Source organism: Allobosea sp. LjRoot90 (assembly GCF_964254315.1).
Lineage (GTDB): Bacteria > Pseudomonadota > Alphaproteobacteria > Rhizobiales > Beijerinckiaceae > Allobosea.
Genome location: NZ_CAXUTF020000002.1, coordinates 487,784 through 503,383, shown reverse-complemented (window position 1 = coordinate 503,383; position 15,600 = coordinate 487,784). Strand labels below are relative to the sequence as shown.

The following is a 15,600-nucleotide window of genomic DNA, read 5'->3' as shown; positions in this document are numbered from 1 at the left end:
CCTGGACCCGCTGCGCCCGACAGCTTGGCCGGAGCGTTTACGCACCGGCCATCGCAAAGATCGGAGCGCTTGGACGCTCACGGACTCAGCCGAAGTAAAACTCCGCTCCGGTGAACTGCGACGGTGTGACGCCGATCAGCCAGATGGCGGTGTCCGCATCGACCTGGATGATGCTGAAGGAGCCGTAATCATAGGTATTTGCCTTCAGAGTGGCGAAGTCCTTTAGGTCGGTCCCAATGAAGCTCACGACATCGCCTCCGCCAGGCGTGAACTCGTTGACCACCTGGATACCCGACCCGCCATTGATGATGACGGTGTCGTTGCCCGAGCCGAGGAAGAGATAATCGACGCCGGAGCCGGCGTCGAAGGTGTCGTCCCCTCCCTCTCCGAGAAGGACATCGACCCCGGCGCCGCCGTACATGACGTCGTTGCCGTCGCCCATGTAGAAGTAGTCCTGGCCAGCGTCGCCAAAAGCGGTCTCATGACCGCGGCCGCCGACAATGATGTCGTTACCGTCGCCGCCGAAATAGACGTTGTTGCCGTTGCCACCGTAGAGATAGTCGCTGCCAGCATCGCCGAGGAGCCAATCGGCACCATCCTCGCCGATCAGGACATCGATGCCGTCGCCGCCATAGAGGACGTCGTTGCCATCTCCGCCGATCAGGTAGTCGCGATCGGCCTCGCCATACAGGTAATCGTCATTGGCATCGCCAAACAGGGTGTCGCTCCCGGCCCCGCCCAGCAGGACGTCGACGCCGGGACCACCGGAGGCCCAGTCATTGCCGGAGCCGCCATAGATGTAGTCGTTGCCGAGGAGGCCGTTGGCAACGTCATCGCCCTCGCCGAGCACCAGGACGTCGGCGCCGAGGCTGCCTGTCAGCCTGTTGTTGCCGGCATTGCCGGTGATGGTCTGGCCGCTGCCGGAAAACTGCGCTTCCGCGTTCTCGACATGGTCAGGAAGGGTGTACGAGCCTCTTGCAACGACTACGGTGTCGATGCCCTCTCCGGCTGCTTCGACGATGATGTCGTTCCAGGTGTCGACCGAATAGGTGTCGTTCCCCGCGCCGCCGATCATAACATCGGCCCCTTCCCAGCCGTTCAGAAGGTCGTTGCCAGCGCCGCCGCGAATTGTATTTGAAAGCTCATTGCCTAGTAATGTCTGGCCGGACGAGAGCATTCCGGTCAGATTTTCAACGTCGTGGTTCAATATATAGGAAGATGCATATGACAGAACTGTGTCGATTCCGCTGTTGTAGACCTCTTCGATCCAGTCCCTGCTTGAATCGACAATATAGGTGTCATTACCGGTGCCCCCAAACAGAGTATCGTCCCCGGTGCCACCGTCGAGCACGTCGTTGCCCGAATGACCATACAGGAAGTCTGAGGCTGCGCTGCCCGTCAGTTGGTCCGCTCCGGAGAGAGCACCACCCAACTCCCAGCTGATGGACTGCCGGAAACTGGTGAGCGAGATCGACGTGCCCGTCACCTGCTCGATGATCGTGCTTCCATCGGCGGTCGTGCGGATAAGGCCGGTGACGGTGCCGCCAGTTGGCTCGTTGCTTCCATCGAATGTGAAGCCCGTGCCGACAACCTGCGTCCGCGTGCCGTCGAGATTCGTCAGGACAAGGAGCGTCCCGCCGTTCTGACTTGTGAAATTATAGGTGATCGTATTGTGCCAAGGAACCGTGCCCGTGCCGGGGCCAACATTGTAGCGAACTAGCGTAGCCATTCAGCGACCCGGGTACATGCAGCCGATCAAGGTAGCATTGTTGCTAGCGTACCCGTTTAGCGAGAACAAGGGGTGGCCTGGCTTTTGGCAGCGGACTCATACCAATAGCTGACGGCGACGACGCAAATGGCAGCGAGGAAATAGCTTGGCGGGCCTAGAGCGCCCTGCGCGGCCCCTGGCCCGACTTCAGAACGTCAGCGAGGCGCGGCGGCTTGACGGTCTCGACAGAATTGGCGCCCTACGGCTCCTCGCCATCCACCGCCCAGGCTTTCAGGATCGTGTTGGCGATCGCCATATGCGGCGGGCAGAACAGCTCGTCGGGGTGCTTGCCCTCCAGCATCTGCAGCGCCTCGGCGCGGCTGAACCAGCGGCCGGCCTCGAGCTCGGTGCCATCCAGAACGATGTCATCGTTCAGCGCCTCGGCGATGCAGCCGATCATCAGCGATCCCGGGAAGGGCCAGGGCTGCGAGGCGATGTAGCGCACCGTGCCGGTGCGCAGGCCGGCTTCCTCCCAGGTCTCGCGGCGGACCGCGTCCTCAAAGGTCTCGCCCGGCTCGACGAAGCCGGCGATGCAGGAATACATGCCGGGCGCAAAGCGCGCCTGGCGCGCCAGCAGGCAGTTGTCGCCGCGCACCGCCAGCATGATCACGACCGGGTCGGTGCGCGGGAAATGCTGGGCGCCGCAGGCCTCGCATTGCCGCTTCCAGCCGGCCGAGCCGAGTTTCGTCGGCGCGCCGCATTGGGCGCAGCAGCGATGGCGCGCATGCCAGTCGAGCAGGGCCTTGGCCTCGCCGAGCGGGCCGAGTTCCTCCTTCGGCACCAGCCGCTTCAGCGCGACGCTGCGCAGGTCGCTGACGATGAGCACCGCCTGCTCTCGCAGGCCTTCCAGCAACTCGCGGTCGATCAGCCGGCCAAAGCGCGGCGCTCCAGCGGGATCGAGCCCAAGAAAGACCTCGTCCAGCGCCGGGCCGAGCCCGTCAGCGCCGCTTTCGTCGAACCAGACGGTCTGGGTCTCGGCGCCAGTTCGCAACAGGATCGGGGTCTCGCCGGCGACAACGGTGAAGCGCGCATCGCTGCGCGCCCGCAATTCGGCGACCTCGTCCGGCCGGTCGCGCAGATCGGCACGACGGTCGAGCGGGCTGGTGGCGAAGCCGGTCTGGGCTGAGCGTTCTTTGCGGCGGGAGGCGTCGTTCATGCCTCCCGTCCTACTCCGCTTTCGTTCCGATCGGAACGGGGTTGAAAGCAGAATTATACGTATGCGAACGTTCGCCGGCGCTTAGGTGTTTCCGCGTCCGCGCAGCAAATGGATGATGCCGGAGAAGTCGGTGCCGCCTTCGCCCCAGGCATTGTGAAGGCCGTAGACCTGCGCCGCGGCGGCGCCGAGCGGGGTCGAGGCTCCGGCCGCCTGCGCCGCCTCCTGCGCGAGCTTCAGGTCCTTCAGCATCAGCGCCGAGGCGAAGCCGGGCTTGTAGTCGTTGTTGGCCGGCGAGGTCGGGACCGGGCCCGGCACCGGGCAATAGGTCGTCAACGACCAGCACTGGCCCGAGGAGGTAGAAGCGACGTCGAACAGCGCCTGATGCGACAGGCCGAGCTTCTCGGCCAGCACAAAGGCTTCCGAGACGCCGATCATCGAGATGCCCAAGATCATGTTGTTGCAGATCTTCGCCGCCTGGCCGTTGCCGGCGTCGCCGCAATGCACGACCTTCTTGCCCATGGCCGACAGGATCGGCTCGCCGCGCTTGAAGGCGTCCGCGCTGCCGCCGACCATGAAGGTCAGGGTCGCGCCCTGCGCGCCGCCGACGCCGCCGGAGACCGGCGCGTCGAGCGAGAGGCAGCCGCGCTCGGCGGCGAGCGCATGCGCCTTGCGGGCGCTCTCGACGTCGATGGTCGAGGAATCGATCAAGAGCGTGCCCGGCTTCACCACGGGGAGGATGTCGGCCCAGACCCCCAGCACATGCTTGCCGGCCGGCAGCATGGTGACGACGATCTCCGCCTCAGCGACCGCTTCCTTGGCCGAAGCGGCGATGCCGACGCCGAGCGCGGCCGCCGCATCCTTCGAGACCTGCGAGAGGTCGAAGGCAAAGACCTTGTGCCCGGCCTTGACCAGGTTGCCGGCCATCGGCCCGCCCATATTGCCGAGCCCGATGAAAGCGATGGTGCTCATGGTCGTGTCCTTCCCGCTGTTATTGGCGTCATGCTCGGGCCTGACCCGAGCATCTCTTTCAGGAGATTCTCGGGTCTGCGCTGCGCTCCGCCCGAGAATGACGGTGCGTCTTCAATTCCCCTTCGCCCGCCCGACCAGCGAGCGCGCCACGATCATCCGCATCACCTCGTTGGTACCCTCGAGGATCTGGTGGACCCTGAGGTCGCGGACGATCTTCTCGATGCCGTAATCGGCGAGATAGCCATAGCCGCCATGGATCTGCAGCGCCTGGTTGGCGACCTCGAAGCCGGTGTCGGTCGCGACGCGCTTGGCCATGGCGCAGAGCTTGGTCGCATCCGGCGTCTTCTCGTCGAGCGCCGCCGCGGCGCGCCAGAGGAAGGTCCGCGCCGCCTCCAGTTCGGTCGCCATGTCGGCGAGCTTGAACTGCAGCGCCTGGAAATCGGCGATGCGATTGCCGAAGGCCTTGCGCTCCTGAGCATAGCCGATTGCCTTGTCGAGCGCGCCCTGCGCCCCGCCGATCGAGCAGGCGCCGATATTGAGCCGCCCGCCGTCGAGCCCGGCCATGGCGATCTTGAAGCCGATGCCCTCCGGCCCGATCCGGTTGGCGACGGGGACGCGGCAGTTCTCGAAGATCACCGCCCGCGTCGGCTGGGCATTCCAGCCCATCTTCTTCTCGTTGGCGCCGAAGGAGAGGCCGGGCGTGCCTTTCTCGACGACGATGGTCGAGATGCCCGACGGGCCGGCCTCGCCGGTGCGAACCATCACGACATAGATGTCGGCGACGCCGGCGCCCGAAATGAACTGCTTCTGGCCGTCGAGCACGTAATGGTCGCCGTCGAGCACCGCCTTGGTCTTCAGCGCGGCGGCGTCGGAGCCGGCGCCCGGCTCGGTCAGGCAATAGCTCGCCAGATGCTCCATGGTGCAGAGCTTCGGCAGGTACTTCTGCCGCTGCTCGTCCGACCCGTAGCGGTCGATCATCCAGGCGCACATGTTGTGGATCGAGATATAGGCCGCGACCGTCGGGCAGCCCGTCGACAGCGCCTCGAAGATCACCGCTGCGTCGAGCCGCGACAGGCCGGAGCCGCCGACATCGTCGCGGATGTAGATGCCGCCCATGCCGAGGGCGGCCGCCTGGCGCATCTCCTCGACCGGGAAATGCTTCTCCTCGTCCCAGCGCACAGCATGCGGCGCCAGGGTCTCGGCTGCGAAGCCCTGGGCCATGTCGCGGATGGCGATCTGGTCTTCGGTGAGGGAGAACATGCCCTGGTCTCCTTCGCCGCCAGCCTCAGCCCATCGTCGGGATGACGAAGCTTGCGCCGTCCTTGATGCCAGACGGCCAGCGCGCCGTCACCGTCTTGGTCTTGGTGTAGAAGCGGATCGAGTCCGGGCCGTGCTGGTTGAGATCGCCGAAGACCGAGCGCTTCCAGCCGCCGAAGGTGTAGTACGCCAGCGGTACCGGGATCGGCACGTTGATGCCGACCATGCCGACCTGGACCTTCGAGGCGAAGTCGCGGGCGGCATCGCCGTCGCGGGTGTAGATCGCGGTGCCGTTGCCGTATTCGTGATCGTTGGTCAGCTTCAGCGCTTCGTCATAGCTCTCGGTGCGCAGCACGGAGAGGACCGGTCCGAAGATCTCCTCCTTGTAGATGCGCATATCCTTGGTGACGTTGTCGAACAGGCAGCCGCCGACATAGAAGCCGTTCTCGTAGCCCTGCATCTTGAAGTCGCGGCCGTCGACGACGAGCTTGGCGCCTTCGCCGATGCCGATGTCGACATAGGATTTGATCTTCTCCATCGCCGCCTTGGTGACGACCGGGCCGTAATCGGCTGATGTGTCGGTGGAGGGGCCGATCTTCAGGCTCTCGACGCGCGGGATCAGGCGCTTGACCAGTTCGTCGGCGGTCGCCTTGCCGACGGGAACCGCGACCGAGATCGCCATGCAGCGCTCGCCGGCCGAGCCGTAGCCGGCGCCGATCAGAGCATCGACCGCCTGGTCCATGTCGGCGTCGGGCATGATGATCATGTGGTTCTTGGCGCCGCCGAAGCACTGAACGCGCTTACCATTGGCGCAGCCGCGAGCGTAGATGTACTCGGCGATCGGGGTCGAGCCGACGAAGCCGATCGCCTTGATGTCGTGGTCGTCGAGAATGGCGTCGACCGCCTCCTTGTCGCCGTTGACGACGTTGAGGATGCCGGGAGGGCCGCCAGCCTCGATGAACAGCTCGGCAAGGCGTATCGGCACGCCGGGGTCACGCTCGGACGGCTTCAGGATGAAGGCATTGCCGCAGGCGATGGCGGGGCCGAGCTTCCAGAGCGGGATCATTGCCGGGAAGTTGAACGGGGTGATGCCGGCGACGACGCCGAGCGGCTGGCGCAGCGAATAGATGTCGATGCCCGGGCCGGCGCCGTCGGTGAACTCGCCCTTCATCAGGTTGGGCACGCCGAGCGAGAACTCGACGACCTCGACGCCGCGCTGGATGTCGCCCTTGGCGTCGGGAATGGTCTTGCCGTGCTCGCGGGCGAGCAACTCGGCGAGCTCGTCATTGTTCTGCGCGATCAGGTCGAGGAACTTCATCAGCACGCGGGCGCGGCGCTGCGGGTTGACCGCCGCCCATTTCGGCTGGGCTTCGAGCGCGTTCTCGACAGCGGCGCGCAGCTCCTGCTGCGAGGCGAGGGCGACCTTGCCGATCACCGAGCCGTCCATCGGCTGGTAGACATCGGCCGTGCGGCCCGAGGTGCCAGCGACGTGCTTGCCGCCGATGAAGTGACCGATCTGACGCATGGCATCCTCCCCTAAAGTCGTGTGACGCTGATTTGAGCTACCCCTATCATTATCGTTTGCGCACGGCTATAGGCAGATATCGGCTAACGTCGTGCAAAAACACAGATACGGGAGCAGCGCCATGGAACGGTTCGACTGGGACGACCTGCGTTTCTTCCTCGCCGTCGCCCGCTCCGGCCGGCTCACCGCCGCCGCGCGCCGTCTTGGCGCCGATCATGCCACCGTCTCGCGCCGCATCACCTCGCTGGAGGAATCGCTCAAGGCCAAGCTGTTCGAGCGGCGGCCGCAGGGTTATGCGCTGACCGGCCATGGCGAGCAGTTGCTGGCCAAGGCCGAGAGTATGGAAACCGAGGCGCTGGCGATCCAGAGCGAGATCGGCGGCGCCGACATGGCGCTCTCCGGCACGGTCCGGATCGGCGCGCCCGACGGTTTCGGCTCGACCTTCCTGGCACCGCGCTTCGCCGGCTTGGGCAAGGCCTATCCGGGACTCGAGCTCCAGCTCATCGCCATGCCGCGCCTGCTCTCGCTGTCGAAGCGCGAGGCCGATGTCGCGATCACGCTGGCTCCACCGAAGGAGGGCAAGGTCGTCGCCCGCAAGCTCTGCGATTACCGTCTCGGGCTCTACGCCTCGCAGGATTATCTCGACGCGATGCCGCAGGTCACGGCGGCGGAGGATCTCTTCGGCCACCGTATCGTCGGCTATATCGACGATCTGATCTTCACGCCCGAGCTCGACTATCTCGACGAGGTCGCTAAGGGCCTGCGAGCGCAGATCCAGAGTTCGAGCGTGCTGGCGCAGATGAATGCGGTCGCGGCCGGCGCGGGCATTGGCGTGATCCACCACTTCATGGCGGTCGACGAGCCCCGGCTCGTTCCCGTCTTGCCGGAGAGCGTCTCGATCACGCGCTCCTTCTGGCTGCTCGTCCACGCCGATCTCAAGGACGTCGCCCGGGTTCGGGCGGTCGTCGATTTCATCGTGCGCGAGTCGAAGGCCAATCGCGCGCTGCTGATGGGTGAGCTGGCGGCTGCAGGCGGCCCGCGTCTGGCTGCAGCTGGCTGAGACTGGCCTGTTCTAGGCTGCGACGCGGACGCAGTTGCGCCCCTCGCGCTTGGCTACGTAGAGCGCGCGGTCGGCGGCGACCAGGTGCTGGTCCAGGCTGCCTTGCCCGTCGATCTCGGCGACGCCGATCGAGACTGTCAGCGTGACCTGCTGATCGTCGACGAGCAGCGTCTCGTGCGAGATGTCGAGGCGGATGTGATCGCTGAGGCGCAGTGCCTCTTTGGCGTTCAGCCCCGGGAACAGGATGGCGAATTCCTCGCCGCCGATCCGGGCGAGCAGATGGCCGTTGCCCTCGACCGATTGGGCGAGATAGCGCGCCACCTTCGCCAGGGCCTGGTCGCCGAAATCATGGCCGTGGCTATCATTCAGGCGCTTGAAGTCGTCGATGTCGAGGATGGCCATGGCGCTGGCGCGGCCTTTTGCCCGCGCCTCCTCGACCAGCCTGTCGGCGTTGGCGAAGAAATGGCGGCGATTGAACAGGCCGGTCAGGGAGTCGCGCGAGGCGAGACTCTGCAATTGCTCGATCTGCTCCAGCGTCTCGACATTGCTCGCGATCCGGCACTGCAGCTCCTCCGGAATGAAGGGCATCGAGATGAAGTCGTTGGCGCCCGCCTTGAGGAAGCCCACGGATACCATGCGATCGCTGGAGGACGAGACGCCGATCACCCGCAGCCGATCGGAGGCGAATTGGCGCCGGATGCGCCGCGTCAGTTCGTAGCCGTCCATGTCCGGCATGTAGTAATCGCTCACGACCAGCCGGATGTCGGGATTGTCCTGGATCAGTGACAGCGCTTCCTCGCCGGACTCCACCTCGACCACCTGGTATTGCTGCACCTTCAGCATATGGCTGAGCAGCTTGCGGGTTGCCGCGGTGTCGTCGACCACAAGGATGCGGGTCTGCCGGTTGCTGAGCGCGCGCCTGGCGGTAGTGACCACGGTCTCAAGCGTGAAAGCGCTGTCCTTCGGGACATAATCGATGACGTCGCGCTCCATGATCCGGTTGCGCGTCTCGATGTCGAAGCTGGCGGTATGGACGATCGTCGGGATACGGCGCTGGACGGTGAAGTCGATGGCCTCGCCGCGCGGGGCGTCGGGCAGGTTCAGATCGACCACCGCCAAGGTGAAGGATGCGCGATCCTCGGTGACGACCTCGTGCAGCTCGTTGAGCGACTGGCAGACGACGATGGGCAGGCGAAGCTCGGCTTCGAGGCGCCGCGACAGCGCCAGCGCATAGGTGCGCGAGTCCTCGACGAGGAGGATCTTGAGCTCTTCGGAAATGGGTTCGCTTTGGCGGCGGCCGGTTGCGCGATAGGCCATTGAGCTCACAGGTCCCCGGTCGGCGCCGCGAGGGTGCGCGGCAGGTTTCGAGCTCTGCTTCGCGATAGAACGGCGAACTCCATGCGGCAGACCTTCCTGCCGTAACGTTAAATTGGGCTTAACTATGTCCGGCCGACTCGCCGCGATAAGATACTCTTATCCGCGCCGAGGCGGTCGCTCAGATCCGCCAGGGCAGGATGTTGTCCGGCAGCTTGCGGCCAAGCGCATCGAGCCCGAGCATCACGGCGAGGATCACCACGCAGGCGCTGATCGCCACCGCCGCAGCTTCGCCGGCGAGGCCGGCTTCCTTCAGGCTGAACAGCACGACGCCGAGCGTCTCGGTTCCGGAGGACCAGAGCAGGGCCGAGACCGTGAGCTCGTTGAAGGCGACGAGGAAGACCATCAGGCCGCTTACCGCTGCAGCCGGCGCCAGGATCGGCGCGACGATGAAGCGCAGCATCTGCCAGAGCGTGACGCCATCGAGCTTGGCGGCTTCCTCGTGATGCGCCTCGATCTGCGCCATTGCCGCCACCGGCGCCTTCAGGGCCAGCGGCAGGAAGCGGGCGATATAGGCGAACAGGATGATGAACGGCGTCGCGTAGATGCTCACCCCGATGAGCGGCAATGGCTTCAGGAACATCAGGATGCAGGCGATGGCGAGGACGACGCCAGGCAGGGCATAGGGTAGCTCGATCACCACCTCGACCACCCGCCGGAGCTTGCCCATGCGCCGCTCCAGCCCATAGGCGAAGGCGATTGAAAGCAGCGCCAGTATCACCGCGGCCGAGCCGGCGAAGAGGAGGGAGTTGCGGAAGGCGCGTACCGTCACGTCCTGCCGTAGCAGGACCTCGGCGAACTTGTCGAAGGTCAGATTCTGCCAGGTGAGTGCGACGCCGAGTGCCGGCGTCAGCGCCTCGCCAATCAGCGCCAGCAGCGGCAGGCCGAGCTTGAGCGCGATCAGGAGCCAGAGCCCGGCGAAGACGATAGGTCGGGCATGGCCGAGATGCCAGAAGGGCTGCAGTGGCCGCTCGATCTCGACCTTGCCGCCGGCGCGCCGCGTCGCGAGCAGACCGGCGGTGATACCCAGGCCGGCGACGAGCGCGACCAGGAGTGAGAGCGCTGCGGCATCAGGCAGGCCCGCCGGGCCGAAGCTCGACAGCCGGCGATAGATCAGCGTCGGCAAAGTGAGATAGTTCACCGGCAGGCCGAGCAGGGCCGGGATGCCGAAATTGCCGATGCCGGCGACGAAGGCGAGCAGGGCGGCGGCGATGATCTGCGGCCGCAGCACCGGCAGCAGGATGCGGCCGACGATGGTCGCAGGCGCCGCGCCTTCCATCTGCGCTGCCTCGACCAGCGCATGCGGCACGCTGCGCAGACCGGTCCAGAGCGTGATCGCCACCAGCGGCGCATGATGCAGCGCCATCACCAGGATGATGCCGCCGCGCCCGAGCAGCGGGTTGGGCGTGCCCGGAGCCGGCGAAAGCCCGAGAATGCCGAGCAGGATCGAGTTCGGCGCGAACAGGCTGAGGAAGGCGAGCGCGGCCACCTGCGGCGCGATCATCATCGAGAAAACGAGGGCGAAGGCGAGGGGCCGCTTGCCGCGGACATCGGTGACCGCGAGCAGGATCGCCGCCGTCCCGCCGATCAAGAGCGCGCCGAGCGCCGAGAGCCCGGCCGTCTCAAAGGTGTGCAGGGTCGCGTTGACCGCGGCGCGGCTGCTGATCTCCGCCAGCGCGCCCTCGGGCGCGAACTGCCAGCCGGGCGCGAAGGCGGCAGCGAGCAGCCGCAGGAAGGGCAGGGCGCCGAACAGTGCCGCGCAGAGCAGCACTAGTGCCGGCAGGCCGAGGCCTGACGGCAAAGCAAGTCTCGGCAGCGCCGGGCGGATGCCGGTCTGCCGGAACTCTGCGGGGGCGGCGAGCGTCATCGCGTCGATGCCGAAACCGGTTTGCCGATCAGCCCTCGAAGATCGCGCTGAAGCGCTTGCGCGCCGCCGGCTCCTCGGCGAGCGCCTTGGCCGCGTCGAACGGCATCAGCTTGATCGCGCCGCGCGCCGGATAGCCGGCCGGCAGGGCAACGTCAGGATGGGCCGAGACATAGCCCTGCTTGAGCGCGAGTTCCTGGCCATCCTTCGAGATCAGGAAGTCGACCAGGGCCTTGGCCGCCTCCGGGTTCTTGCTGCTGTTCAGGATCGCGACCGGCTCGCTCACTGCCGAGACGCCCTCCTTCGGGAAGACGAACTCGACCGGAGCGCCCTTGGCCTTCTCGCGGATCGGCATGAAGTCGACGATCATGCCGTAGAGCTTCTCGCCGGTTGCGACCTGGCGCAGGATGTCGCCATTGGCACCCGCGGCGAGCGTGCCGTTCTTCTTCAATTCCTCGTAGAAGCTCCAGCCGCCCGGCAGGTTGCCGGTCAGCGTGATCGTGTGGATCATCGCAGCGCCGGAGTTCAGCGGGCTCGGCATGGCGAGCTGGTTCTTCACCTCGGGCTTGGCGAGGTCGAGCCAGCTCTCCGGCTTCAGCGCCGCCTTGGTGTTGTAGACGATGCCGGTCGTGATCAGCTTGGTCGCGAACCACATCTTCGCCGGGTCGTGCACGCCGGCCGGGAAGGCCGAGATGTCGGCCTTGTCGTGGGCAAGCAGGCGGCCTTCCTTCTTCAGGCCTTCCATGGTCACGGCGTCGGCGATCAAAAGCACGTCGGCCTGCGGCGCGCCGGCCTCGATCTCGGCCCGGAGTTTGGCCATGACGCGCGGCGTGCCGTCGCGCACGAAGCTGACCTCGACCTTGGGGTACTTGGCCTTGAAGGCGTCGATCGTCTGCTGGGCGTCGGTGTTGGGCTGGCTGGTGTAGAGCACGAGCTTGCCTTCGACCGCGCCGGCGGCGTCGATCGCCGGCAGGGCCAGGCCGAGCGCCAGGGCGGCGGTGGTTGCGAGGGCGCGCATGTGAAACTCCGGTCAGTTTGCCGCGACGCCGATGAGGCCGCGCGAAGGTCTGGATATGGATCGTGCGGCGGGGGGTAAGCCGTATCGATGACACATCCGTGACACTGCCCTCTTTGACGCGGCCGGGCTGCGCCGTCAAAGCCGATTCGCAAGGCTCTGGCGGGGGAGGATGGGGAAGCCTCTTGTCGAGCTTCGCATGAAAATCGTGCAACCCAGCCGCTTGTTTATTGCGGGGCTCTTCGACTAGTGTTTAGGAAGAGGCGGTCAAAAAAACTCAATCTAAACGTTTTAAATGGGAGGTTTTCATGAAAATCGTGCGCTCGTTGGCTGCTGGTGCAGCCTTGGCCGCAATCGCGGCCGGCTGGTCGGAAGCAGCTGTCGCCCAGGAGACGGTGACGGTCTGGTTCACCAAGGGCTTCTACAAGGGCGAGGACGATGCGCTGCTTGCCGTCGTCGACAAATTCCAGAAGGCGACCGGCGTCAAGGTCGACCTCTCCCTCTACTCCACCGAGGATTGCGTCACCAAGTCGGTCGGCGCGGTCCAGGCCGGCACGCCGCCGGACGTCGGCTTCTGCACCACCTATGATTTCCGCACCACCGGGCAATGGGCCTTCGAGGGCAAGCTCGAGGATGTGACCGACGTGCTGGAGCCGCTCAAGGGCGACATCCTGCCCGACTCGCTCGTCACCACCCTGCTGATGAACGACAAGACCAAGAAGAAATCCTACTACGCCTTCCCGATCCAGCAGCAGATGATGCACATCACCTACTGGAAGGACATGCTCGAGGAGGCCGGCTTCAAGGAAAGCGACATCCCGAAGAGCTGGAACGGCTACTGGGATTTCTGGTGTGACAAGGTCCAGGGCGGGCTGCGGGCCAAGGGCAAGCGCATCTATGCCGTCGGCCATCCGATGGGCGTCGCGGCTTCCGACACCTTCTACAGCTTCCTGACCTTCGCCAATGCGCATGACGCCAAGGTCGTCGACGAGAACGGCAAGATCGTCCTCGACGACCCCAAGAACAAGGCGGCGATGGTCGCGGCGGTGAAGGATTACGCCAACATCTCCTCGCGCGGCTGCACGCCGCCCTCTTCGGTCAACTGGCTCGACCCGGACAACAACGTCGCCTTCCACAACAAGACGATCGCGATGACGCACAACGCGACGATCTCGATCGCCTCCAAGCATCTCGACGACAGCAATAACCCGGCCCTGACCCAGGAGCAGCGCGATCAGGCCAAGAAGAACTATTTCGACAACATCCGCACCACCCAGTTCCCCGACAAGCCCGACGGTAAGCCGCTTCCGAACCTGGCTGCGGTGAAGACCGCGGTCGTCTTCGCCGACGGCAAGAACAAGAAGCGCGGCAAGGAGTTCATGGCCTTCATGATGAAGGACGAGAATCTGCGCCCCTTCGTCGAGGGCTCGCTCGGGCGCTGGCTGCCGACGACCAAGTCCGGGCTCGCCAGCCCGTTCTGGACCGACGGCAAGGATCCGCACCGCGCGCTGGTCTACAAGCAGTTCAGCTCGGGCACGATCCCCTTCCAGTTCGTCTACAACTACAAGTTCACCGCCGTGAACGCCGAGAACGTCTGGGCCAAGGCGATCAACCGCGTCCTGGTCGACAAGGTCGCGCCGGAGCAGGCGGTCGACGAGATGATCGCCCGCATCAAGCAGATCGCCGGCTGACGCCGGCCATCGCTGCCTGAACGATACAGCATCCCGCGGCGGCAAGCGTCGCGGGATGCTGACCCGTCTCGACCGGCGGGCGTGGAGAGGAGACAGGAAACATGACCGCCGCAACGATGCCAGCCCCGACGACGCTGCCGAGCGACGCGACCTCCGGGCAGGCGCGCGACCGCGCCCTCTGGGGCACGATCATGCTCGCGCCCTATATCCTCGTCTTCGCCGTGATGGTGGTCTATCCGGTCGCCTACGGCCTTTGGCTCGGCCTCAACTGGCAGTCCTACAAGGCCCTCTTCGCCGACCCGATCTTCTTCCGGACGGTGATCAACACCGTCGTCTTCCTGTTCATCGCGGTGAACCTGAAATTCCTGATCGCGCTGTTCCTTTCGGGCTTCTTCGTCCAGCAGCGCGCCTGGGTGCGCATCGTCCTCGTGCTGTTCATCCTGCCTTGGGCGGTGCCCTCGATTCCGACCATCCTGTCCTTCCGGGTCATGCTCAACCCGGAGAACGGCATGATCAACCAGCAGCTCTTCCAGTGGTTCGGCATCGTCGAAGGGCCGGGCTGGCTGACCGACCCGACGCTCGCCTTCGCCTCCTCGATCCTCGTCCATATCTGGAAGTCTCTGCCGTTCTGGACGCTGATCCTGGTCACCGGCCGGCTCGCCATCGCGCAGGACCTCTATGAAGCCGCGAGCGTCGACGGCGCCAACCGATGGCAGCAGTTCCGCTTCATCACCTGGCCCTCACTGGCGACGCTCTATGTCACCTCGACCCTGCTCTCGATGATCTGGACGCTCGGCGACTTCAACAGCGTCTATCTGCTCACCGGCGGCGGTCCCGGTGATCTCAACCATGTGCTGGCGACGCTCGGTATCCGCTATATGCGCAACAACAATCTCGATCTCGGCATCGCGTCGATCATCGTCGCCATGCCGCTGATCCTGCCCATGGTCTGGTTCATGGTGAAGCGTCTGTCGAAGGGAGCCGAGTGATGAAAAAGGTCCTAGACGAGAGCAAGCTGATCCTCATCGCCATCCCGGTCCTGCTCTGGACCCTGCTGCCGATCTACCATCTCTTCGTGCTGTCGATCTCCAACCAGGAATCGATGCTGGCCGGCAAGCTCTGGCCGGACAAGCCGACGCTGCAGAATTTCCAGATCGTCTTCAACCAGCAGCACTACTACCTCAACAATTTCTGGCTGCAGCTGTTCAACAGCTTCCTGATCGCGATCTCGACCGGGCTGATCACACTGTTCATCGCGACCTGCGCCGCCTTCGCCATCTCGCGGCTGAAGGCGCCGGGCGGGCGCACCATCATGAACTTCGCGCTCGCGACCTATCTGATCCCGGCCGCCTTCCTCGCCATCCCCATGTACAAGGCGATGGGCACTTTCGGCCTGCTCAACACCCGCGCCGCGCTGATCCTCGCCATGGTCGCGCTCGCCTCGCCCTATGCCATCTGGGTGCTGAAGCAGGCCTCCGACAAGCTGCCCAAGGAGCTCGACGAAGCCGCGATCATGGACGGGGCGACCTCGCTGCAGCTCTTCCGGCTGGTCTATCTGCCGCTGATGCGGCCTTCCATGGTGGTGATCGGCATCTATGCGCTGCTGCTCGCCTGGAACGAGTATCTCTACGCCTTCCTGCTGCTCTCCAGCGAGCAGGCGCTGCCGCTCGCGGTCGGCCTTGGCCTCTTCCTCTCGGCCGACGATGCGCCCTGGAACCTGCTGATGGCGGCGGGGCTGGTCTACGCCATCCCGCCGGCGGTGATCTATTACGGCTTCCGCAAGAACATGGTTTCGGGCCTGACCGCGGGCGCAGTGAAGAGCTGACAGGGGCCTGACGAGGCGATCCAGCCGGAGCTGATGCAGGGCTGGATTGCGTCGCTTTCGCTCGCAATGACCGGCGGCAGACCGCATATTGGTGGT

General features: G+C 65.2%; 12 protein-coding genes. 4 read left to right on the top strand and 8 right to left on the bottom strand.

The window, feature by feature from the left end:
- Window positions 1-85 precede the first annotated feature (85 nt).
- The 5 genes from ACSQ3M_RS09065 to ACSQ3M_RS09045 form a co-directional block, all read right to left on the bottom strand.
- Window positions 86-1,729 (bottom strand): calcium-binding protein, encoded by a 1,644-nt coding sequence (locus ACSQ3M_RS09065; RefSeq protein WP_436149733.1) that lies wholly within the window; start codon window positions 1,727-1,729, stop codon window positions 86-88.
- Between the two features lie 238 nt (window positions 1,730-1,967).
- Entirely contained in the window at window positions 1,968-2,924 is a 957-nt protein-coding gene (gene nudC, locus ACSQ3M_RS09060) for an NAD(+) diphosphatase (RefSeq protein ID WP_436149732.1), read from the bottom strand.
- An 81-nt stretch (window positions 2,925-3,005) separates the two neighbouring features.
- Window positions 3,006-3,992 (bottom strand): 3-hydroxyisobutyrate dehydrogenase, encoded by a 987-nt coding sequence (gene mmsB / locus ACSQ3M_RS09055; protein ID WP_436150292.1) that lies wholly within the window; start codon window positions 3,990-3,992, stop codon window positions 3,006-3,008.
- A gap of 12 nt (window positions 3,993-4,004) precedes the next feature.
- The gene (locus ACSQ3M_RS09050; protein WP_436149731.1) at window positions 4,005-5,153 is read right to left on the bottom strand and encodes an isobutyryl-CoA dehydrogenase; all 1,149 of its coding nucleotides are present in this window, start codon (window positions 5,151-5,153) and stop codon (window positions 4,005-4,007) included.
- A gap of 25 nt (window positions 5,154-5,178) precedes the next feature.
- Complete coding sequence (locus ACSQ3M_RS09045) at window positions 5,179-6,675, bottom strand: CoA-acylating methylmalonate-semialdehyde dehydrogenase (RefSeq protein ID WP_436149730.1); 1,497 nt, start codon at window positions 6,673-6,675, stop codon at window positions 5,179-5,181.
- 121 nt (window positions 6,676-6,796) lie between these two features.
- Here ACSQ3M_RS09045 and ACSQ3M_RS09040 point away from each other — a divergent pair, with 121 nt between their 5' ends.
- A complete protein-coding gene (locus ACSQ3M_RS09040) occupies window positions 6,797-7,735 on the top strand; it encodes a LysR family transcriptional regulator (protein ID WP_436149729.1) in 939 nt (312 codons plus the stop codon).
- 12 nt (window positions 7,736-7,747) lie between these two features.
- On the opposite strand, the gene ACSQ3M_RS09035 is transcribed toward ACSQ3M_RS09040, so the two are convergent.
- The 3 genes from ACSQ3M_RS09035 to ACSQ3M_RS09025 all read right to left on the bottom strand — a co-directional run bounded on the left by ACSQ3M_RS09035 (window position 7,748) and on the right by ACSQ3M_RS09025 (window position 11,991).
- A complete protein-coding gene (locus ACSQ3M_RS09035) occupies window positions 7,748-9,052 on the bottom strand; it encodes a diguanylate cyclase (RefSeq protein WP_436149728.1) in 1,305 nt (434 codons plus the stop codon).
- 178 nt (window positions 9,053-9,230) lie between these two features.
- Entirely contained in the window at window positions 9,231-10,976 is a 1,746-nt protein-coding gene (locus ACSQ3M_RS09030; RefSeq protein ID WP_436149727.1) for an ABC transporter permease, read from the bottom strand.
- 28 nt (window positions 10,977-11,004) lie between these two features.
- Window positions 11,005-11,991, bottom strand: a complete 987-nt coding sequence (locus ACSQ3M_RS09025) for an ABC transporter substrate-binding protein (RefSeq protein ID WP_436149726.1) — start codon at window positions 11,989-11,991, stop codon at window positions 11,005-11,007.
- A gap of 305 nt (window positions 11,992-12,296) precedes the next feature.
- On the opposite strand from ACSQ3M_RS09025, the gene ACSQ3M_RS09020 reads away from it, so the two are divergent.
- From ACSQ3M_RS09020 to ACSQ3M_RS09010, 3 genes are all read left to right on the top strand, one after another.
- The gene (locus ACSQ3M_RS09020) at window positions 12,297-13,679 is read left to right on the top strand and encodes an ABC transporter substrate-binding protein (RefSeq protein WP_436149725.1); all 1,383 of its coding nucleotides are present in this window, start codon (window positions 12,297-12,299) and stop codon (window positions 13,677-13,679) included.
- A gap of 116 nt (window positions 13,680-13,795) precedes the next feature.
- Complete coding sequence (locus ACSQ3M_RS09015) at window positions 13,796-14,668, top strand: carbohydrate ABC transporter permease (RefSeq protein ID WP_436150291.1); 873 nt, start codon at window positions 13,796-13,798, stop codon at window positions 14,666-14,668.
- Window positions 14,668-15,504 (top strand): carbohydrate ABC transporter permease, encoded by an 837-nt coding sequence (locus tag ACSQ3M_RS09010; RefSeq protein WP_436149724.1) that lies wholly within the window; start codon window positions 14,668-14,670, stop codon window positions 15,502-15,504. The genes ACSQ3M_RS09015 and ACSQ3M_RS09010 overlap by 1 nt, the downstream gene beginning before the upstream one ends.
- Window positions 15,505-15,600: the final 96 nt, after the last annotated feature.